This window comes from Pseudomonas sp. ATCC 43928, from assembly GCF_005938665.2.
In the GTDB taxonomy this organism is placed as follows: domain Bacteria; phylum Pseudomonadota; class Gammaproteobacteria; order Pseudomonadales; family Pseudomonadaceae; genus Aquipseudomonas.
In genome coordinates this window covers 4,938,523-4,957,976 of record NZ_CP041753.1, presented here as the reverse complement: position 1 = coordinate 4,957,976, position 19,454 = coordinate 4,938,523, and the positions used below count along the sequence as shown (strand labels likewise).

General features: G+C 59.8%; 21 protein-coding genes. 20 read left to right on the top strand and 1 reads right to left on the bottom strand.

Translation table 11 applies throughout. The features are described from left to right. The first annotated feature begins 5 nt into the window (after positions 1–5). The 13 genes from fliJ to flhB all read left to right on the top strand — a co-directional run bounded on the left by fliJ (position 6) and on the right by flhB (position 10,055). Entirely contained in the window at positions 6–455 is a 450-nt protein-coding gene (gene fliJ / locus FFH90_RS22615) for a flagellar export protein FliJ (RefSeq protein ID WP_018925046.1), read from the top strand. A gap of 118 nt (positions 456–573) precedes the next feature. Next, positions 574–879 (top strand): STAS domain-containing protein, encoded by a 306-nt coding sequence (locus FFH90_RS22610; RefSeq protein ID WP_111454395.1) that lies wholly within the window; start codon positions 574–576, stop codon positions 877–879. A gap of 5 nt (positions 880–884) precedes the next feature. Beyond that, positions 885–2,588 carry a fused response regulator/phosphatase gene (locus FFH90_RS22605; protein ID WP_111454394.1) on the top strand — a complete coding sequence of 568 codons (1,704 nt, stop codon included), beginning with the start codon at positions 885–887 and terminating at the stop codon, positions 2,586–2,588. A 32-nt stretch (positions 2,589–2,620) separates the two neighbouring features. After that, complete coding sequence (locus tag FFH90_RS22600; RefSeq protein ID WP_018925049.1) at positions 2,621–2,968, top strand: Hpt domain-containing protein; 348 nt, start codon at positions 2,621–2,623, stop codon at positions 2,966–2,968. Positions 2,969–3,073: 105 nt separating this feature from the next. Beyond that, complete coding sequence (locus FFH90_RS22595) at positions 3,074–4,441, top strand: flagellar hook-length control protein FliK (protein ID WP_111454393.1); 1,368 nt, start codon at positions 3,074–3,076, stop codon at positions 4,439–4,441. 215 nt (positions 4,442–4,656) lie between these two features. Next, positions 4,657–5,157: a flagellar basal body-associated protein FliL gene (gene fliL, locus FFH90_RS22590; RefSeq protein ID WP_064619464.1), complete on the top strand. Its 501-nt coding sequence runs from the start codon at positions 4,657–4,659 to the stop codon at positions 5,155–5,157. A gap of 9 nt (positions 5,158–5,166) precedes the next feature. Next, complete coding sequence (fliM, locus tag FFH90_RS22585) at positions 5,167–6,135, top strand: flagellar motor switch protein FliM (RefSeq protein ID WP_007938639.1); 969 nt, start codon at positions 5,167–5,169, stop codon at positions 6,133–6,135. A 58-nt stretch (positions 6,136–6,193) separates the two neighbouring features. Next, positions 6,194–6,652, top strand: a complete 459-nt coding sequence (fliN, locus tag FFH90_RS22580; RefSeq protein ID WP_007938642.1) for a flagellar motor switch protein FliN — start codon at positions 6,194–6,196, stop codon at positions 6,650–6,652. Beyond that, the gene (gene fliO, locus FFH90_RS22575) at positions 6,653–7,102 is read left to right on the top strand and encodes a flagellar biosynthetic protein FliO (RefSeq protein WP_138866118.1); all 450 of its coding nucleotides are present in this window, start codon (positions 6,653–6,655) and stop codon (positions 7,100–7,102) included. It begins immediately after the preceding gene. Continuing rightward, positions 7,102–7,860, top strand: a complete 759-nt coding sequence (fliP, locus tag FFH90_RS22570) for a flagellar type III secretion system pore protein FliP (RefSeq protein ID WP_007938646.1) — start codon at positions 7,102–7,104, stop codon at positions 7,858–7,860. Before fliO ends, fliP begins: the two co-directional genes overlap by 1 nt. Next, positions 7,857–8,126 (top strand): flagellar biosynthesis protein FliQ, encoded by a 270-nt coding sequence (gene fliQ, locus FFH90_RS22565; RefSeq protein WP_007938648.1) that lies wholly within the window; start codon positions 7,857–7,859, stop codon positions 8,124–8,126. Before fliP ends, fliQ begins: the two co-directional genes overlap by 4 nt. A 3-nt stretch (positions 8,127–8,129) precedes the next feature. Further along, positions 8,130–8,912, top strand: coding sequence for a flagellar biosynthetic protein FliR (gene fliR / locus FFH90_RS22560; RefSeq protein ID WP_018925054.1), 783 nt, complete (start codon positions 8,130–8,132; stop codon positions 8,910–8,912). A gap of 3 nt (positions 8,913–8,915) precedes the next feature. Then, positions 8,916–10,055, top strand: a complete 1,140-nt coding sequence (gene flhB, locus FFH90_RS22555) for a flagellar biosynthesis protein FlhB (protein ID WP_018925055.1) — start codon at positions 8,916–8,918, stop codon at positions 10,053–10,055. Positions 10,056–10,103: 48 nt separating this feature from the next. Here the strand turns inward: flhB and FFH90_RS30050 are convergent, their stop codons facing one another. Continuing rightward, positions 10,104–10,253 (bottom strand): hypothetical protein, encoded by a 150-nt coding sequence (locus tag FFH90_RS30050; RefSeq protein WP_018925056.1) that lies wholly within the window; start codon positions 10,251–10,253, stop codon positions 10,104–10,106. A gap of 393 nt (positions 10,254–10,646) precedes the next feature. Between FFH90_RS30050 and flhA the strand changes: the two genes are divergently transcribed. The 7 genes from flhA (at position 10,647) to FFH90_RS22515 (ending at position 19,451) form a co-directional block, all read left to right on the top strand. Beyond that, positions 10,647–12,776 carry a flagellar biosynthesis protein FlhA gene (gene flhA, locus FFH90_RS22545; RefSeq protein ID WP_007938653.1) on the top strand — a complete coding sequence of 710 codons (2,130 nt, stop codon included), beginning with the start codon at positions 10,647–10,649 and terminating at the stop codon, positions 12,774–12,776. Positions 12,777–12,787: 11 nt separating this feature from the next. Next, on the top strand, positions 12,788–14,113 hold the full coding sequence (gene flhF / locus FFH90_RS22540) for a flagellar biosynthesis protein FlhF (protein ID WP_018925058.1): 1,326 nt from the start codon (positions 12,788–12,790) through the stop codon (positions 14,111–14,113). 116 nt (positions 14,114–14,229) lie between these two features. Further along, positions 14,230–15,060 carry a flagellar synthesis regulator FleN gene (gene fleN / locus FFH90_RS22535; RefSeq protein ID WP_003222917.1) on the top strand — a complete coding sequence of 277 codons (831 nt, stop codon included), beginning with the start codon at positions 14,230–14,232 and terminating at the stop codon, positions 15,058–15,060. After that, complete coding sequence (gene fliA, locus FFH90_RS22530) at positions 15,057–15,797, top strand: RNA polymerase sigma factor FliA (protein WP_018925059.1); 741 nt, start codon at positions 15,057–15,059, stop codon at positions 15,795–15,797. Before fleN ends, fliA begins: the two co-directional genes overlap by 4 nt. A 167-nt stretch (positions 15,798–15,964) precedes the next feature. Continuing rightward, a complete protein-coding gene (locus tag FFH90_RS22525; RefSeq protein WP_167331167.1) occupies positions 15,965–16,336 on the top strand; it encodes a chemotaxis response regulator CheY in 372 nt (123 codons plus the stop codon). Positions 16,337–16,357: 21 nt separating this feature from the next. Beyond that, entirely contained in the window at positions 16,358–17,146 is a 789-nt protein-coding gene (locus FFH90_RS22520) for a protein phosphatase CheZ (protein ID WP_018925061.1), read from the top strand. A gap of 37 nt (positions 17,147–17,183) precedes the next feature. Then, positions 17,184–19,451 carry a chemotaxis protein CheA gene (locus FFH90_RS22515; RefSeq protein ID WP_111454392.1) on the top strand — a complete coding sequence of 756 codons (2,268 nt, stop codon included), beginning with the start codon at positions 17,184–17,186 and terminating at the stop codon, positions 19,449–19,451. Positions 19,452–19,454 lie beyond the last annotated feature (3 nt).

Sequence of the window (19,454 nt, the reverse complement as noted above, 5' to 3'; positions counted from 1 at the left end):
CGGTCATGGCCTCGAGTCGCGCGGCACGCCTGGCGCCTGTGGTGGACATGGCTGAAAAGGCCGAGAAAACCGCCGTCCAGCGCCTGGGGCACTTCCAGGGCCAGGTTCGTTTGGCGGAAAGCAAACTCGCCGACCTCGAAGCCTTCCGTCTCGACTACCAGGAACAATGGATCGTGCGCGGCAGTGGCGGCGTTTCGGGTCAGTGGCTGCTGGGCTATCAGGGTTTTCTCGCGCAATTGGGCACGGCCATCGACCAGCAGCGCCAGAGCCTGAACTGGCATCAAAACAACCTGAACAAGGCCCGAGAAGCCTGGCAACAGGCATTTGCCCGGGTCGAAGGCTTGCGCAAACTGGTTCAGCGCTACATGGATGAGGCACGGCAACTGGAAGACAAGCGCGAGCAGAAGTTGCTGGATGAATTGTCCCAGCGGTTGCCGCGTCAGGATTCGTATTGAATCAGGTAGCCCGCGAAGGCGATTTCACAAACCGTACAATTTTTTCAGCCTTGCTCCAGCCCCCATCAGGTGCTAAACCTTCTACACGTACGTTCGTCAATGACAAGGAAGCCGTGAAATGTCAGTCGTTACAGAAGTATCCTCGGATGGGAAAAAGCTGACGATTTCGATCGAGGGACGATTCGATTTCGGTCGGCATCAGGAGTTTCGCGAGTCCTACGAGCGACTCAACAGTAAACCCGAGTCCATTGTGGTGGACCTGAAGAAAGCCACTTATCTCGATAGCTCGGCGCTGGGCATGTTGCTTTTGCTGCGCGATCACGCCGGTGGCGACAACTCCGATATTCGTGTCGTCAACAGCAGTAGCGATGTGAAGAAAATCCTCGCCATCTCCAACTTCGACAAGCTGTTCGACATCAGTTGACTGTCATGCAGCCGCTCGAGCCGCTGACGATTCTGATCGCCGAAGACAGTGCGGCCGATCGTATGCTGCTGTCGACTATCGTCCGTCGTCAGGGTCATGAAGTGCTGACAGCCAGTAATGGCGCCGAGGCGGTCGAGGCGTTTCGCTCACAGCGGCCGCACCTGGTGCTGATGGACGCCATGATGCCGGTGATGGATGGCTTCGAGGCCGCGCAGCAGATCAAGGCGCTGGCCGGCGAAACCCTGGTGCCGATCATCTTTCTGACGTCGCTGACCGAAAGCGAAGCCTTGGCTCGTTGTCTGGAGGCCGGGGGCGACGACTTTCTGGCAAAGCCTTACAACCAGGTGATCCTCGCGGCCAAGATCAAGGCAATGGACCGCTTGCGGCGTTTGCAGGCCACGGTGCTGGAGCAGCGCGACCTGATCGCCAGGCACCATGATTACCTGCTCAACGAGCAGCGAGTGGCCAAAGCCGTGTTCGACAAGGTGGCCCACTCCGGTTGCCTGAATGCGCCGAACATCCGTTATCTGCAATCGCCCTATGCGCTGTTCAACGGCGATCTGTTGCTGGCCGCGTTTACCCCGGTCGGCGACATGCATGTGTTACTCGGTGATTTCACCGGCCATGGTTTGCCGGCCGCTGTCGGTGCCATGCCGTTGGCCGAAGTTTTCTATGGCATGACCGCCAAGGGTTATGGCTTGTCCGAAACCCTGCGCGAGATGAACGCCAAACTCAAACGTATCCTGCCGGTCGACATGTTCTGCTGCGCGACCCTGCTGCGCCTGAGCTTTCAGCGAGGGTCGGTGGAGGTCTGGAACGGCGGGATGCCGGACGGCTATTTGCACAACGCCACCAGTGGCGAGCGTACAGCACTCGCGGCACGGCACTTGCCGCTGGGTGTGCTGAGCCCGCAAACCTTCGATGACCGCACCGAGGTGTTCCCGATGGCTGTCGGGGATCGGGTGTTCCTGTTGTCTGATGGAGTGATCGATACTTGCGATGCCAATGAACAGTTATTTGGCGTAGAGCGATTGGAGCAGGTGTTTGCAGCCAATCGTCAGCCCGATGCGCTGTTCGAAGAAATCGAGCAGGCCCTGCGGGATTTTCGCGGCGAGGCTCGCGATGACGTGAGCATGGTTGAGGTCAGCCTGTTGGATGCGGCGCAACTGAGCCCGCCAGCACCGGTATATTCCGACAGCGGTCAGTCCTGCCCGCTGGACTGGTCGGTGAGTTTCGAATTTCGCGCCGCCACCCTCAAACGCTTCAACCCGCTGCCGTACCTGTTGCAATTGCTGTTTGAGGTGCACGGCCTGCGCGCTCAAAGTGGTGCGCTCTACAGTGTGCTGGCAGAGCTTTACTCCAACGCCCTGGAGCATGGCGTGCTAGGTCTGGATTCGAGTCTCAAGCGCGATGCTTCGGGTTTTGCGCGTTATTATCAGCAGCGCAGTGCGCGCCTGGACGAATTGCAGGACGGCTATGTGCGGGTACATTTGCAGGTGACGCCAAAAGGCGAAGGTGGTTGCCTGACTGTTCGAGTCGAAGACAGTGGCAAGGGCTTCGATGTGGTGCGGGTGATGGAGCGTCCCGTCGATGATGTCCGTTTGTCGGGGCGTGGAGTCAGTTTGATCCGACAGTTGAGTCATCATGCGAGCTGGTCCGATAATGGGCGCAGTGCTCGCGTGGAGTTTTTCTGGGAGGCTCAGGCATAATCCCAGGCATTCTTGATCAAAGGAGTGAACAAGTGGACAACACACATCTGGATCGTGACGTGCTGAGCGCGTTGCAGGAAGTTATGGAGGATGGGTATCCAGAATTGCTCGATACCTTTCTCAGCGATTCCGAAGAGCGATTGAGCTTGCTGCGCAAGGCTGACGATGCCGATCGGTTAGGTGCCACGGCGCACAGTTTCAAGGGCAGCAGCAGCAACATGGGCGCGACTCGGTTGGCTGAGCTGTGCCATGAGCTGGAGCAGCGAGCCAAAGAGAAAAAACTCGAAGGCATAGAAGCGCTGGTTGGAGAGATCGACGGCGAATTCGCGATTGTTCGACCGCTTTTTGAGGCAGAGCGCCAACGTTCCCTGGCTGAATAAGACAACCATCCAGCGCTTTTGGCGGCCAGCGAACAAAGCTGGCTCGACCCTTGCAGTCAACTCACTCAACTGTACCTACGATCCCAGTGCAGCGGAGACCGTTCCATGCCCGTTACCCCCAACATTCTTATTCAGGCCGCTGCTGCGGCCAAGACTCAAGCCGCGTCCGCCAATACACCGGCGTCGACGGTTGAGCCCGGGGACAAGGCGTCCAGCTTCGCTGAGGTCTACGCCAATCAAGCCCAGAACAAGCCTTCGGCTACGGCGGACGGATCGGCTAAACCTGTACGTGACAAAGCCTCGGACAACACTGGCAAAAAGGACGTGGGCAACGACTCGTCTGCCGCCCAGGAACCGACGGTTGCCGATAGCGGCAAATCCTTGCCCGCCGATAAACCGGCGCAGGCCGATGACAAGACCGCCAGCGATGACGCGCCGGATACCGCTGAGCCGACGACGCCGGTAGTCGATACCGCGCCTGTCGATCCAGCCCTCGATCCGGCGTTGATGCAAGTGGTGCAGCCGGTGCTGCCAGCCCCTGTGCCGGAAACCCCACCGGTTGTCGCCGCTGTGCAGTCAACCGTACAAGCACCCGTCGCGGCCGCCGTTACCGCAACAGCGACGCCGGCCGCTGCGACCACCGATCCTGATTTCGATCCCGAAGCCGATCCTCTTGATGCACTGCCGGCCGTGCGTATGGCGTTGGAGCAGAGCGGGCACGTTTCGGCCGCCAGCCAGGCTCAGCCAAAAGCGGCGCCGACTCAGGCTCACGTCGACGGCGAGCTGACCTCGGCACAGAACTTTGCTGCAGGCATGGCGAGCATGCTCGACGTGCAGGCCGATCAGGACAGCACCAGCCAGGGCGGCGAGAAGGCGTTCAGTGGCCTGATCGATGACGGCCTCAAGGATCTCAAGTCCGCCAGCAGCGACACCCGTGTCGATGACTTCGCCAATCGTCTGGCGGCTCTGACCCAAGCGGCAACACCCAAGACTGCCAATGCATTGCCGGTGAACCAACCGATCGCCATGCATCAGAGCGGTTGGACCGAAGAGGTGGTCAACCGGGTCATGTACCTGTCCAGCGCCAATCTCAAGGCGGCGGATATCCAGTTGCAACCGGCCGAACTGGGACGCCTCGATATTCGGGTGAACATGGTTCCGGATCAGCAGACCCAAGTGACCTTCATGAGCGCTCACCCAAGCGTTCGCGAAGCACTCGACGGGCAAATGCATCGCCTGCGAGACATGTTCGCGCAGCAGGGCATGGGCCAGGTCGACGTCAACGTTTCCGATCAGTCCCGTGGCTGGCAGGGCCAAGGGCAGGAACAGGCTCAACAGGGGCAGGGCGGGCGCACCAATGCCAGTGGCGGTCGCCTCGATTCCATCGATGAGGAGCTTCCTGCGACGGTCGCTGACGTGGCCGCTAACACCACCAGCGTGATCGGCACCAGCGCGGTCGATTATTACGCCTGATAAATCAGGACGCCCCCTCAAAAGATCGCAGCCTTCGGCAGCTCCTTGTATCTACGGGTGTACACCATCCAAATGCAGGAGCCGCCGAAGGCTGCGATCTTTTGATTTCCGTTGCCTGCCTGCCGCCTCCACATAGCCCCAGACACTTCTGGCATAACACTTGCTCTTGCCTTGCCGTGCGACTGTGAAAACCCGAATAGTGACGGATTATTGGCATGGCGAAGAGTGAAGCAGTAGTAAAAGACCCCGCAACCAAAGGCAAAATCAAGCTGATCATTGTGATCGTCGTGGCCCTGCTGCTGGCGATCGGCTTGTCCGTGGGGGCGACCTGGTTCTTCATGCACGGCGCCCAGAGCAAGCCTGCCGCCGCGACTGAAACCGCTGTGGTCGGCAAGCAGCCGGCGATCTTCGAGCCAATGGCTCCAGCCTTCGTAGCCAACTACACCCAGAACGGCCGTCAGCGCTACATGCAGGTGAGCATCACCATGCAGGGGCGTAATCAGGCTGATCTGGAGGCGCTCAAAGTCCACATGCCAGTGATCCGCAACAACCTGGTCATGCTGTTTTCCGGTCAGGATTTCGCCACGCTGGCGACCCCGGTCGGCCAGGAGATGTTGCGTCAGAAAGCCACGGCCAGCGTTCAGGAAGTGGCGCAGAAAGAGCTGGGCAAAGTGGTGATCGAACAGTTGCTTTTCACTAATTTCGTACTGCAGTAGGAACACGACATGGCCGTGCAGGACCTGCTGTCCCAGGATGAGATCGATGCGCTGTTGCATGGCGTCGACGATGGTCTGGTACAGACCGATAACGCTGCCGAACCCGGCAGTGTCAAAAGCTACGACCTGACCAGCCAGGATCGCATCGTCCGTGGACGCATGCCGACGCTGGAAATGATCAACGAGCGTTTCGCCCGCTACACCCGCATCAGCATGTTCAACATGCTGCGCCGCTCGGCGGACGTTGCCGTCGGTGGCGTGCAGGTGATGAAGTTCGGTGAATACGTGCACTCGCTGTACGTGCCGACCAGCCTCAACCTGGTCAAGATCAAGCCGCTGCGCGGCACCGCGCTGTTCATCCTCGACGCCAAACTGGTGTTCAAGCTGGTGGACAACTTCTTCGGCGGCGACGGCCGTCACGCGAAGATCGAAGGGCGTGAATTCACCCCCACCGAACTGCGTGTGGTGCGCATGGTGCTGGAACAGGCTTTCGTCGATTTGAAGGAAGCCTGGCAGGCGATCATGGAAGTGAACTTCGAGTACATCAACTCGGAAGTGAACCCGGCCATGGCCAACATCGTCGGGCCGAGCGAAGCCATTGTGGTGTCGACGTTCCACATCGAACTCGATGGCGGTGGCGGCGACCTGCACGTGACCATGCCGTACTCGATGATCGAGCCGGTGCGCGAGATGCTCGATGCCGGCTTCCAGTCGGACCTCGACGATCAGGACGAGCGCTGGATCAACGCCTTGCGCCAGGACGTGCTGGACGTCGACGTACCGATCGGTGCCACCGTTGCCCGCCGCCAGCTGCGCCTTCGCGACATCCTGCACATGCAGCCCGGCGACGTGATCCCGGTCGAGATGCCGGAAGAAATGATCATGCGCGCCAACGGCGTGCCGGCCTTCAAGGTCAAGATGGGCTCGCACAAAGGCAACCTCGCGTTGCAAGTGATCGAGCCGATCGAGCGCCGCTGACCGGCGCTCGTACTCCCCCTACGCATTTAACTGAATTGTTGCCCGCCGAGGACAAATGATGAACGACGATATGAACGCCCAGGACGACCAGGCACTGGCCGACGAATGGGCTGCGGCCCTGGAAGAGACCGGTGACGCCGGGCAGGCTGACATTGATGCGCTGCTGGCGGCCGATGCCGGTACGTCGGGCTCCAACCGTCTGCCGATGGAAGAGTTCGGCAGCGTGCCGAAGAACAACGATCCAGTGACGCTGGACGGTCCGAACCTGGACGTGATCCTTGATATCCCGGTGTCGATTTCCATGGAAGTCGGCAGCACCGACATCAACATCCGCAACCTGCTGCAACTCAACCAGGGTTCGGTGATCGAGCTCGATCGCCTGGCCGGCGAGCCGCTGGACGTGCTGGTCAACGGCACGCTCATCGCCCACGGCGAAGTGGTAGTGGTCAACGAAAAGTTCGGCATCCGCCTGACCGACGTGATCAGCCCAAGCGAACGCATCAAGAAGCTGCGCTGAGTGAACAAGGTTCTTGCGGTTCTGTTGGCCTTGCCATCCAGCGTGCTGGCGGCCGAGTCGATGACGACTGCTGCGACAGCGGCCGCCGCGCCAGCTGTCAGCAGTGGTGTGGCCGGGCAATTGACGCAATTGGTGTTCGGCTTGCTGCTGGTGCTGGGGTTGATCTTCTTCCTCGCCTGGCTGCTGCGCCGGGTTCAGCAGGCCGGCCCGGCGGGCAAGGGGCAAGTGATCGAGTTGATCGGTTCCCGAGCCCTCGGCCCCCGTGACCGCTTGATGCTGGTACAGGTCGGCAACGAACAGATTCTGCTCGGCCTGAGCCCCGGCACCATCACCGCGTTGCATGTGCTCAAGGAGCCGGTACAAGTGCCGGGCGCAACCGAGAAAGCGACTCCGGAGTTTGCCCAGCGTCTGTTGGAGATGCTTGGCAAGGATCAGAAGGATAAGAAGTAATGGGTGCGTTACGCATCGTCTTGACGCTGGCCCTGATGCTGGCTGCGCCACTGGCGTTCGCCGCCGATCCGTTGTCGATCCCGGCGATCACCCTGGGCACCAATGCCAATGGCGCCCAGGAATACTCGGTCAGCCTGCAAATCCTGCTGATCATGACGGCGCTGAGTTTCATCCCGGCGTTCGTCATGCTGATGACCAGTTTTACCCGGATCATCATCGTGTTCTCGATCCTGCGTCAGGCTCTGGGCTTGCAGCAGACACCGTCGAACCAGATCCTCACCGGCATGGCGCTGTTCCTCACCATGTTTATCATGGCGCCGGTGTTCGATCGGGTGAATCAGGATGCCTTGCAGCCGTATCTGGCGGAGAAACTCACCGCTCAGGATGCTGTCGCCAAGGCTCAGGTGCCGATCAAGGACTTCATGCTGGCCCAGACTCGCAGCAGCGATCTGGAGCTGTTCATGCGCCTGTCCAAGCGCACTGATATTGCTACGCCGGATCAGGCGCCGCTGACGATTCTGGTGCCGGCGTTCGTGACCTCGGAACTGAAAACCGCGTTCCAGATTGGCTTCATGATCTTCATTCCGTTCCTGATCATCGACTTGGTGGTGGCCAGTGTGCTGATGGCGATGGGTATGATGATGCTCTCGCCACTGATCATTTCTCTGCCGTTCAAAATCATGCTGTTCGTGCTGGTGGATGGCTGGGCGTTGATCATCGGCACGTTGGCCAGCAGCTTCGGCGGTGTTTCACCATGACGCCCGAAGTTGCCGTAGACATCTTTCGCGAAGCGCTGTGGCTGACCACCATGATGGTCGCCGTGCTGGTGATCCCGAGCTTGCTGGTGGGGCTGTTGGTGGCGATGTTCCAGGCGGCCACGCAGATCAACGAACAGACCCTGAGCTTCCTGCCGCGCCTGCTGGTGATGCTGGTGACGCTGATCGTTGCCGGCCCGTGGCTGGTGCAGACCTTCATGGAATACATTCTGCAGCTGTACCACAGCATTCCTCAGGTCATCGGTTAAGCCATGTCGCTGCTGCAGCTGACCGATACCCAGATCAGCACCTGGGTGGCGACGTTCATGTTGCCGCTGTTTCGCATCGGCTCGTTGCTGATGGTCATGCCGATTTTCGGCACGACGCTGGTGCCCAAGCGCGTGCGTTTGTACTTCGCGCTGGCGATCACTGTGGTCATCGCACCGGGTCTGCCGCCCATGCCCGCGGTCAACGCGCTGGACCTGAGCGCGATGCTGCTGATCGCCGAGCAAATCATCATCGGCGCGGTGTTGGGCTTTTCCTTGCAGCTGTTTTTCCAGGCATTCGTGGTCGCCGGGCAAATTGTCGCGATCCAGATGGGCATGGGCTTCGCTTCGATGGTCGACCCTACGAACGGCGTGTCAGTGGCGGTGATCGGGCAGTTTTTCACCATGCTGGTGACGCTGTTGTTCCTGTCGATGAACGGCCACTTGGTGGTGTTCGAAGTCCTCACTGAAAGCTTCACCACGCTGCCGGTCGGTGGCGGGTTGATGGTCAATCATTTCTGGGAACTGGCCGGCAAGCTCGGCTGGGTGCTTGGTGCGGCGCTGTTGCTGGTGCTGCCGGCGATCACCGCGTTGCTGGTGGTCAATATTGCATTTGGCGTGATGACCCGGGCGGCGCCGCAGCTGAACATCTTCTCGATCGGTTTCCCGCTGACCCTGGTACTTGGACTGTTCATCGTCTGGGTCGGCCTGGCGGACATTCTCAATCAGTATCAACCGCTGGCCGCCGAGGCCTTGCAGTTGTTACGCGAACTGGCACAGGCGCGCTGAGTCATGGCTGAGAGCGAAAGCGGTCAGGACAAAACAGAAGACCCCACGGAGAAACGCAAAAAGGACTCCCGTGAGAAGGGTGAGATTGCGCGCTCCAAGGAGCTCAACACTCTGGCGGTCATGCTCGCCGGCGCTGGTGGGCTGCTGATTTTTGGTGGCGCCCTGGCCCAGGATTTGATGGAGCTGATGCGCATGAACTTCTCGCTCTCGCGAGAGGTGATTCTGGATCAGCGCTCCATGGCGACTTATCTGCTGCATTCGGGACAGATCGCCTTGTTCGCGATTCAGCCGGTGATGATCACCTTGCTGCTGGCCGCGCTGATCGGCCCGATTTCCCTGGGGGGGTGGCTGTTTGCGGCTGGCTCCATGGCGCCCAAGTTCAGTCGCATGAATCCCGCCGCAGGGCTGAAACGAATGTTCTCGGCCAAGGCGCTGGTGGAGCTGCTCAAGGCTCTGGCGAAGTTTTTCATCGTGTTGTTCGTGGCGTTGGCGGTCTTGTCGTCGGACATCGACGATCTGCTGCGCATCGCTCATGAGCCGTTGGACATGGCGATCATTCACAGCCTGCAAGTGGTCGGCTGGAGCACCTTGTGGATGGCTTGCGGGCTGATCATCATTGCGGCGGTCGACGTGCCGGTGCAGCTCTGGGAAAGCCACAATAAGCTGCTGATGACCAAGCAGGAAGTGCGTGACGAGCACAAGGATCAGGAGGGGCGGCCGGAGGTCAAACAGCGCATTCGCCAGTTGCAGCGCGAGATGTCGCAGCGGCGAATGATGGCCGCGATCCCCGACGCCGACGTGGTCATCACCAACCCGACCCACTACGCCGTGGCGCTCAAGTACGATCCGGAGAAGGGTGGTGCGCCGATGCTGATCGCCAAGGGTAGCGACTTCCTGGCCTTGAAGATCCGCGAAATCGCCGTGGCCAACCAAGTGCAGTTACTCGAATCGCCCGCCCTGGCGCGTTCGATTTACTACTCCACGGAACTGGATCAGGAAATTCCAGGTGGGCTGTATCTGGCGGTGGCTCAGGTATTGGCGTACGTCTACCAGATCCGCCAGTACCGCGCGGGCAAGGGCAAACGTCCGGATCCGCTGAAAGATGATTTGCCGATTCCGCCGGATCTGCGACGCGATTCCTGATCGGGTCTACGGTTCTGAAATCAAAAAGATCGCCGCCTTCGACAGCGCCTACGGGCGCTGATGCCGCCTCTTGGCTTTTTCATTGCCGGGCTCTTTCGCGATACTGTTTTCCTGTTTCTTCCTGTCGTCCTGTTGCTTGGGCGCAACCAGATCGAAGCCTTTGGCATCGTTGAATGACTTGACCGCTTTCTTGGGCATGATCGCTGCTCCGGCGCTTGGTATTACCAACGCTGATGATCACCATCCAATACCCATAAGGCCGTTTTGGCTACTATCAAAACTTACGGCTGTGCAGGTCTTTGGACGAATGGTGGGGCAGTGAACTTGAGCGATGTCATGTCCCGCCTCTGATCCACCTTGTTCGTAGCAGCTGCCGAGCTTGCGAGGCTGCGTTCGAGGACGCAGTCCTCGCACAGGATTTGCGACTGCTGCGCAGTCGAACGCAGCCTCGCGCAGCTCGGCAGCTGCTACCCCGGGCTCAACAAATCTATCTATTTCCCTCCTTGGCAAAAGTTGGAAGGCTTCTTGCAATAGCCGCCCTGCGCCTGCTTCAGGCGTCAAAAGTTTGCTTTAAAGGAACGGGGAAAACCGGTGGATCGCTCTCAGTTAATCAACAGTGCCCGCACAAACGTCGCCGACCTCAGTCGGGGCAATCTGGGCGTGCCGCTGTTGCTGCTGGTCATGCTGGCCATGATGATGTTGCCGGTGCCGCCGTTCCTGCTGGACGTGTTTTTCACCTTCAACATTGCCTTGTCCATCGTCGTGTTGCTGGTTTGCGTGTACGCCTTGCGGCCGCTGGATTTTGCGGTGTTCCCGACCATTCTGCTGGTGGCGACATTGCTGCGACTGGCGCTGAACGTGGCCTCCACGCGGGTGGTGATGCTCCACGGTCAGGACGGCCATGCCGCCGCCGGTAAGGTGATCCAGGCCTTCGGTGAAGTGGTGATCGGCGGTAACTACGTGGTCGGTATCGTGGTCTTCGCGATTTTGATGATCATCAACTTCGTCGTGGTAACCAAGGGCGCCGGGCGGATTTCCGAGGTGAGCGCGCGTTTCACCCTCGACGCGATGCCCGGTAAACAGATGGCGATCGACGCCGACTTGAACGCCGGCCTGATCGATCAGAACCAGGCGAAACTGCGCCGGATGGAAGTCGCCCAGGAGGCCGAGTTCTACGGTTCCATGGACGGTGCCAGCAAATTCGTGCGCGGTGATGCCATCGCCGGTCTGCTGATTCTATTCATCAACCTGATCGGCGGCATGGCGGTGGGTATCTTCCAGCACGGCATGAGCTTTGGTGATGCCGGCAAGGTTTATGCGCTGTTGACCATCGGTGACGGTTTGGTGGCGCAATTGCCATCACTGCTGTTGTCGACCGCTGCCGCGATCATGGTGACCCGTGCTTCCGGCTCGGAAGACATGGGTAAACAAATCAATCGTCAGATGTTCGCCTCGCCGAAAGCCTTGGCGGTGGCCGCAGGCTTGATGGCGGTGATGGGCCTGGTGCCCGGCATGCCACACGTCTCCTTTCTGTCCATGGCAGCCCTGGCGGCCGGTGGCGCTTACCTGTTCTGGAAGAAGCAGAACGCGGTCAAGGTTCAGGCCCTGCAAGAGGTCAAGCGTCAGCAGGAGTTGCTGCCGTCACCGGCCCGGGCTCAGGAAACCAAGGAGCTTGGCTGGGATGACGTGACGCCGATCGACATGATTGGCCTGGAAGTGGGCTACCGCCTGATTCCGCTGGTGGATCGCAACCAGGGTGGGCAGTTGCTGGCGCGGATCAAGGGGGTGCGTAAAAAGCTCTCCCAGGACCTGGGCTTCCTGATGCCGACTGTGCATATCCGTGACAACCTCGACCTGGCGCCTAGCGCCTATCGCCTGACCCTGATGGGCGTGATCCTGGCTGAAGCGGAGATTTACCCGGAGCGCGAACTGGCGATCAACCCGGGTCAGGTCTACGGCACGCTCAATGGCATCACCGCCAAAGATCCGGCTTTTGGCCTGGAAGCGGTGTGGATCGAAATCAGCCAGCGTGCCCAGGCGCAATCCCTCGGTTACACCGTGGTCGATGCCAGTACGGTGGTGGCGACCCACTTGAACCAGATTCTGTACAAGCACTCCAGCGAGCTGATTGGCCACGAAGAAGTCCAGCAACTCATGCAATTGCTGGCCAAAAGCTCACCGAAACTGGCCGAAGAGTTGGTGCCGGGGGTGGTTTCGCTGTCGCAACTGCTCAAAGTCTTGCAGGCGTTGCTGGCCGAACAGGTGCCGGTGCGGGACATCCGCAGCATCGCCGAAGCCATCGCGAACAACGCCGCCAAGAGTCAAGATACCGCCGCTTTGGTGGCCGCAGTGCGCGTCGGCGTATCCCGTGCAATCGTGCAAAGCATTGTAGGCACTGAGTCGGAGCTGCCTGTGATCACCTTGGAACCAAGGTTGGAACAAATATTGCTCAATAGTCTTCAGAAGGCAGGACAAGGCTCGGAAGAGGGTGTTCTGCTGGAGCCAAGCATGGCGGAAAAACTGCAACGCTCGTTGATCGATGCGGCGCAGCGTCAGGAAATGCAAGGTCAGCCGGTGATTCTGCTGGTGGCCGGTCCGGTTCGCGCGATGCTCTCGCGATTCGGTCGGCTGGCAGTGCCGGGTTTGCACGTGTTGGCTTACCAGGAAATTCCTGACAACAAGCAAGTGACCATCGTTGCGACAGTAGGGCCCAACGGCTGAGGTAGTGGTTTATGCAAGTTAAGCGTTTTTTCGCCGCCGATATGCGTCAGGCCATGAAACTGGTTCGTGATGAGCTGGGCGCTGATGCCGCCATCATTGGCAATCGCCGGATCGCCGGCGGTGTCGAGCTGACGGCTGCCCTGGATTACAAATTGTCGGCGCTGGCCCCGCGTGTTCCGAACATGGAACTCGAGGATGAGCTGCGCAAGACCCAGTCGCGGATCGTCACCGCCCAGGCCGAACTGAGCCTGCGCGGCGATGGCGAGAGCGACAAGACCACCAATCGCCAGTTGTTCGCCGGCCTGCCGTTGACCGCTGCCGAACCGCTGATCGAGCCGGCGCTCGCCGAACCTCGGCGTCCGGCCCCCGCGCCTGCTGCGGCGACCGGTGTCGATCCGCGCGCATTCGATTCGATGCGTTTCGAGCTCAACAGCCTGCGTGAACTGATGGAAGTGCAGCTTGGCTCGCTGGCCTGGAATCAGCTGCAAGGCAGCCGTCCGGCCCAGGCCAACCTCTGGCGTCGCCTGCAACGCATCGGCCTGTCCGGCCCGTTGTCGCGCGATCTGCTGGCACTGATTACCGACATTGAAGAGCCTCGTCAGGCCTGGCGCATGTTGCTCGCGCACCTGGCGCGGATGATCGCCACCCCGGAAGTCGAGCCACTGGAAGAGGGCGGTGTGATTGCCATGGTCGGTCCGGCCGGCATGGGCAAGACCACCACGCTGGCCAAGCTCGCGGCCCGTTACGTGCTCAAGTACGGCGCGCAGAACATCGCGCTGGTGAGCATGGACAGCTATCGCATTGGTGCCCAGGAACAGCTCAAGACGCTGGGCCGGATCCTTAACGTGTCGGTGACCCACGTCGATCCGGGTCAATCCCTGGTGCAGGCGCTGGAGCCCTTGCTGCGCAAACGCGTGGTGCTGATCGATACCGCCGGCCTTCAGGCCAGCGATCCGGCACTGCGGATGCAGCTCGAAAGCCTGGCCGGGCGCGGCATCAAATCAAAAAATTATCTGGTCCTGGCAACCACCAGCCAGAAACAGGTTCTAACTGCCGCTTATCACAGTTACAAACGCTGCGGCCTCGCCGGCTGCATCCTGACTAAACTGGATGAAACGGCAAGTCTGGGCGAGGTGTTGAGCCTGGCGATCAGTCATGAGTTGCCGGTGGCTTACCTGACCGATGGTCCACGGATTCCGGATGATTTGCATCTGCCACGTCGTCATCAGTTGGTCAGCCGCGCCGTTAGCGTACAAATGCAGGAAGAACCCAGCGAAGAAGCCATGGCTGACATGTTCGCTGATATTTACCACAGCCCGACCAAGCAGGTTGGCTGAGGTGTTAATGAACATTTTTTGTACCTACATCGATGGTCTGCCATGCATTGTTCCGATGGTGAACGCGCAGCCAGTAATGTGGCCTCCGTCTAAGTAAGACAAGGTAAAGAAATAACATGGGCAGCATGCATCCCGTACAGGTGATCGCGGTGACCGGCGGCAAAGGTGGCGTCGGGAAGACTAACGTGTCAGTGAACTTGTCCCTGGCTCTAGCTGAGCTCGGCCGGCGCGTCATGCTGCTGGATGCCGATCTGGGGCTGGCGAACGTCGACGTTCTGTTGGGACTGACACCCAAACGCACGCTGGCCGACGTGATCGAAGGCCGCTGTGAGCTGCGCGACGTGCTGTTGCAAGGGCCTGGCGGTATCCGCATCGTCCCGGCCGCCTCCGGCACCCAGAGCATGGTTCATCTGAGCCCGGCCCAGCATGCCGGCCTGATCCAGGCGTTCAGTGATATCGGCGACAACCTCGACGTATTGGTGATCGACACCGCTGCGGGCATTGGTGACTCGGTAGTCAGCTTCGTGCGCGCCGCGCAGGAAGTCTTGCTGGTGGTGTGCGACGAACCGACCTCGATCACCGACGCCTACGCGCTGATCAAACTGCTTAACCGCGACTACGGCATGAACCGCTTCCGCGTCCTGGCCAACATGGCGCAGAGCCCGCAGGAAGGCCGCAACCTGTTCGCCAAGTTGACCAAGGTCACGGATCGCTTCCTCGACGTCGCCTTACAATACGTCGGCGCAGTGCCTTACGACGAAAGCGTACGCAAGGCCGTGCAGAAGCAACGCGCGGTGTATGAAGCCTTTCCGCGTTCCAAGTGCGCCCTGGCGTTCAAGGCCATTGCGCAGAAAGTCGATACCTGGCCACTGCCGGCCAACCCTCGTGGACATCTGGAGTTTTTCGTCGAGCGCCTCGTGCAACAAACGGCAGGACCCGTGCTATGACAGCCAGCGGTTACAACCTCTACAAGCAGTCGGCACGTGACGCGCAGTACGAGCTGATCGAGCGTTACGCGCCACTGGTCAAACGCATTGCCTACCACTTGCTGGCGCGTCTGCCGGCCAGTGTCCAGGTCGAAGACCTGATCCAGGCCGGGATGATCGGCCTGCTTGAAGTATCAACCAAATACGACGCCAGCAAAGGCGCGAGTTTCGAGACGTACGCGGGCATTCGAATCCGCGGCGCGATGCTCGATGAAGTGCGCAAGGGGGACTGGGCGCCACGTTCGGTCCACCGCAATACCCGCATGGTCAGCGACGCGATTCGCTCGATTGAAGCTAAAACCGGCCGTGACGCTAAAGATCACGAAGTTGCGGCCGAACTCCAATTGAGTCTCGACGATTATTACGGGATTTTGAACGACACCCTGGGCAGCCGGTTATTCAGTTTCGACGATCTGTTGCAGGACGGCGAACACGAAGGGCTGCATGAGGATGGCGCGAGTGCTCATCTCGAGCCGTCACGCGATCTGGAAGATGAACGCTTCCAGGCGGCGCTGGCGGACGCGATTGCCAATTTGCCGGAGCGTGAGCGACTGGTGTTGGCGCTGTACTACGACGAAGAGTTGAATCTCAAGGAAATCGGTGAGGTCCTGGGGGTCAGCGAGTCGCGGGTCAGCCAGTTACACAGCCAGTGCGCGGCCCGTTTGCGGGGGCGTTTGGGGGAGTGGCGAGCGCGCTGAAGGCAGTGTGGGGACACTGCGAATGGAGCTGGTGTGGTGTTGAACCGTACCGGTCTCGATCTGTTGTGCTCCAGACAGTCATTGAGTGCTTTGCCGGATTGATTGAAATGGCGCGTCCAGGTGCTGGGCGCGTTTAAGACTGCTTGGAGGTCGAATTGGACAAGAACATGAAAATCCTCATCGTTGATGACTTCTCAACGATGCGGCGGATCATAAAAAACCTGTTGCGTGACCTTGGGTTCACCAACACCGCCGAAGCCGATGACGGGCTGACCGGGTTGCCGATGCTGCAAAGCGGTAACTTCGATTTTCTGGTTACCGACTGGAACATGCCCGGTATGACCGGCATCGACCTGCTTCGTGCGGTGCGCGCCGATGAAAGGCTCAAGCACCTGCCGGTGCTGATGGTGACCGCCGAAGCCAAGCGCGAGCAAATCATCGAAGCGGCCCAGGCCGGTGTTAACGGCTATGTGGTCAAACCCTTCACAGCCCAGGCGTTGAAAGAAAAAATCGAGAAGATTTTCGAACGCATCGGCTGATGTACTGCGCACGGGGGAGCTATGGAGCATAACGAATCTTCACAGGGCGATTTTGAGTCGACCCTGAAAAAACACGCGGTCGAACTGGTCGACAGCCTTGAAAAAGGCAAGTTTGGCGACGCTGTGCAACTGATCCATGAGCTCAACCAGACCCGTGACCGCGGCCTGTATCAGGAAGTGGGCAAGCTCACCCGCGAGCTGCATAGCGCGATCGTCAATTTCCAGATTGACCCGCACATGCCGCAAGCCGAGGAAGTGTCTCAGATCACGGATGCCACCGAGCGCCTGTCCTATGTGGTCAAGCTGACCGAGGCCGCGGCCAACCGCACCATGGACCTGGTGGAAAACGCCACGCCGCTGATCAACAGCCTGAGCGATGAAGCCCAGGCGCTGAGCACGGATTGGGGACGGTTCATGCGTCGCGAAGTCGGGGCTGAAGAGTTCCGCGAACTGGCCCGGCGGGTCGATGGTTTCCTGACACGCAGCAGTGAAGACAACCGCGTCGTGTCGAGCAACCTCAACGACATTCTGCTGGCCCAGGATTACCAGGACCTCACCGGTCAGGTGATCAAGCGTGTGACCCAATTGGTCACCGAAGTTGAAAGCAATCTGCTCAAGCTCGTGCTCATGGCCAGTCACGTAGACCGCTTTGCGGGTATCGAACACGACCGTGAGGCGATGCTTGCTGAAAAAGATCCACAAAAACATCTCTCTCAGGGTGAAGGTCCGCAGATTCATGCCGATAAAAGAGAAGACGTTGTGTCCGGTCAGGACGATGTGGACGATTTGTTATCCAGTCTTGGATTTTAGTTTTCTGGGTTTTTAGACCTGTAGGAGCACCCCCTTAATGAGCTTCGGCGCCGATGAAGAGATCCTTCAGGATTTCCTGGTTGAGGCCGGCGAGATTCTAGAGCAACTGTCCGAGCAGCTGGTCGAGCTGGAAAGCCGACCTGATGATGCGGACTTGCTCAATGCAATTTTTCGCGGTTTTCACACTGTAAAAGGGGGCGCCGGCTTCCTCCAGCTCAACGAGCTGGTGGAGTGCTGTCACATCGCCGAGAACGTGTTCGACATCCTGCGCAAGGGTGAGCGTCGCGTCGACTCGGAACTGATGGACGTGGTTCTCGAAGCGCTGGACGCGGTGAACAGCATGTTCAGCGAAGTCCGCGAACGCAGCCCGATCACGGCTGCCACGCCTGAATTACTCGCGGCGCTGGCCCGTCTGGCCGAGCCGCAAATGGAAGCTGCACCGGCGCCGGTCGCTGAAGTGGTTGAAGCACCGGTCGCCGAAAGCGAATCGGGCGACATTACCGATAACGAATTCGAACAACTGCTGGACTCGCTGAACGCCGCCAAGGCCCAGGCCGAGGCGCCCGTAGCGGCTGCGCAGCCTGTTTCGCAGCCTGCCGCCGATGCAGCCGCCAGTGACGAAATCACCGATGCCGAGTTCGAGTCGTTGCTCGATCAATTGCACGGCAAAGGCCAGTTCGCCGCCGATGCAGTAGCCGCTGCGCCTGCTGCTCCGGCTGCTCCGAAAGCCGCCGGCGACAGCTCCGACATCACCGACGACGAGTTCGAAGCTCTGCTCGACCAGTTGCACGGCAAAGGCAACTTTGCGGTCGATGCGCTGGAATCGGCAATCGCTTCGGCGCCAGCCCCGGCTGCGCCAACCGCCGCTGCGGCCGGTAGCGATCTGATCTCCGATCATGAATTCGAATCGCTGCTCGACGAATTGCATGGCAAGGGCAAGTTCACTGAAGTGGGCACTGCGTCTGCTGTTGCTTCGGTAGCGACTCCGGTTGCCAAGGCACCAGCACCTGTGGCCAAGGCACCCGAGCCAAAAGCCCCCGAGCCCAAAGCAGAAGCACCGAAGCCTGCTGCCGCCGCAGCGCCGGCTCCTGCTCGTGCCCCGGCCGCGCCGCCCGCGGAAAAGCCAACCAGCGAAGCCGAGACCACCGTGCGGGTCGACACCGCGCGTCTCGACGAAATCATGAACATGGTCGGCGAGCTGGTACTGGTTCGTAACCGCCTGGTTCGTCTGGGCCTCAACAGCGGCGACGAAGCCATGTCCAAGGCCGTGTCGAACCTCGATGTGGTCACGGCTGACCTGCAAACCGCGGTCATGAAGACCCGGATGCAACCGATCAAGAAGGTCTTCGGGCGCTTCCCGCGTCTGGTTCGCGACCTGGCTCGCCAGCTCAAGAAAGAGATCAACCTGGAACTGGTCGGCGAAGAAACCGACCTCGACAAGAACCTCGTCGAGGCCCTGGCCGACCCGTTGGTCCACTTGGTGCGCAACTCGGTCGACCACGGTATCGAAGAGCCGGCTGATCGCGAAGCGATGGGCAAGCCTCGCAGCGGCAAAGTGATTCTGTCCGCTGAACAGGAAGGCGACCACATCCTGCTGTCCATCTCCGATGACGGCAAGGGCATGGACGCTGACGTTTTGCGCGGTATCGCCGTGAAAAAAGGTTTGATGGACAAGGATGCGGCGGACCGTCTCAGCGAGTCCGATTGCTTCAACCTGATCTTCGCGCCGGGCTTCTCGACCAAGACCGAGATCTCCGACGTGTCCGGTCGTGGCGTGGGCATGGACGTGGTGAAAACCAAGATCGCCCAACTTAACGGCACCATCAATATCTACTCGACCAAGGGCAAAGGCTCGAAGATCGTCATCAAGGTCCCGTTGACCCTGGCGATCATGCCGACGCTGATGGTCATGCTCGGCAACCAGGCGTTCGCGTTCCCGCTGGTGAACGTCAACGAGATCTTCCACCTCGACCTGTCGCGCACCAACGTGGTGGACGGGCAGGAAGTGGTGATCGTGCGGGACAAGGCGCTGCCCTTGTTCTACCTCAAGCGCTGGCTGGTCAGCTCCGCCGCTCACGAAGAGCAGCGCGAGGGCCATGTGGTGATCCTTTCGGTGGGCACTCAACGGATCGGCTTCGTCGTCGATCAGTTGGTGGGCCAGGAAGAAGTGGTCATCAAGCCATTGGGCAAAATGCTCCAGGGAACCCCGGGCATGTCCGGTGCCACCATCACCGGTGACGGCCGCATTGCTCTGATTCTCGATGTTCCGAGCATGCTCAAGCGTTACGCCGCACGGCGTATTTGATTC

What these genes read in the sequence shown, in the direction of transcription:
- fliJ (WP_018925046.1), top strand. Translation starts at nt 6, where the DNA reads ATGGCCTCGAGTCGCGCGGCACGCCTGGCGCCTGTGGTGGACATGGCT.
- FFH90_RS22610 (WP_111454395.1), top strand. Translation starts at nt 574, where the DNA reads ATGTCAGTCGTTACAGAAGTATCCTCGGATGGGAAAAAGCTGACGATT.
- FFH90_RS22605 (WP_111454394.1), top strand. Translation starts at nt 885, where the DNA reads ATGCAGCCGCTCGAGCCGCTGACGATTCTGATCGCCGAAGACAGTGCG.
- FFH90_RS22595 (WP_111454393.1), top strand. Translation starts at nt 3,074, where the DNA reads ATGCCCGTTACCCCCAACATTCTTATTCAGGCCGCTGCTGCGGCCAAG.
- fliL (WP_064619464.1), top strand. Translation starts at nt 4,657, where the DNA reads ATGGCGAAGAGTGAAGCAGTAGTAAAAGACCCCGCAACCAAAGGCAAA.
- fliM (WP_007938639.1), top strand. Translation starts at nt 5,167, where the DNA reads ATGGCCGTGCAGGACCTGCTGTCCCAGGATGAGATCGATGCGCTGTTG.
- fliN (WP_007938642.1), top strand. Translation starts at nt 6,194, where the DNA reads ATGAACGACGATATGAACGCCCAGGACGACCAGGCACTGGCCGACGAA.
- fliP (WP_007938646.1), top strand. Translation starts at nt 7,102, where the DNA reads ATGGGTGCGTTACGCATCGTCTTGACGCTGGCCCTGATGCTGGCTGCG.
- fliQ (WP_007938648.1), top strand. Translation starts at nt 7,857, where the DNA reads ATGACGCCCGAAGTTGCCGTAGACATCTTTCGCGAAGCGCTGTGGCTG.
- fliR (WP_018925054.1), top strand. Translation starts at nt 8,130, where the DNA reads ATGTCGCTGCTGCAGCTGACCGATACCCAGATCAGCACCTGGGTGGCG.
- flhB (WP_018925055.1), top strand. Translation starts at nt 8,916, where the DNA reads ATGGCTGAGAGCGAAAGCGGTCAGGACAAAACAGAAGACCCCACGGAG.
- FFH90_RS30050 (WP_018925056.1), bottom strand. Translation starts at nt 10,253, where the DNA reads ATGCCCAAGAAAGCGGTCAAGTCATTCAACGATGCCAAAGGCTTCGAT.
- flhF (WP_018925058.1), top strand. Translation starts at nt 12,788, where the DNA reads ATGCAAGTTAAGCGTTTTTTCGCCGCCGATATGCGTCAGGCCATGAAA.
- fleN (WP_003222917.1), top strand. Translation starts at nt 14,230, where the DNA reads ATGGGCAGCATGCATCCCGTACAGGTGATCGCGGTGACCGGCGGCAAA.
- fliA (WP_018925059.1), top strand. Translation starts at nt 15,057, where the DNA reads ATGACAGCCAGCGGTTACAACCTCTACAAGCAGTCGGCACGTGACGCG.
- FFH90_RS22525 (WP_167331167.1), top strand. Translation starts at nt 15,965, where the DNA reads ATGAAAATCCTCATCGTTGATGACTTCTCAACGATGCGGCGGATCATA.
- FFH90_RS22520 (WP_018925061.1), top strand. Translation starts at nt 16,358, where the DNA reads ATGGAGCATAACGAATCTTCACAGGGCGATTTTGAGTCGACCCTGAAA.
- FFH90_RS22515 (WP_111454392.1), top strand. Translation starts at nt 17,184, where the DNA reads ATGAGCTTCGGCGCCGATGAAGAGATCCTTCAGGATTTCCTGGTTGAG.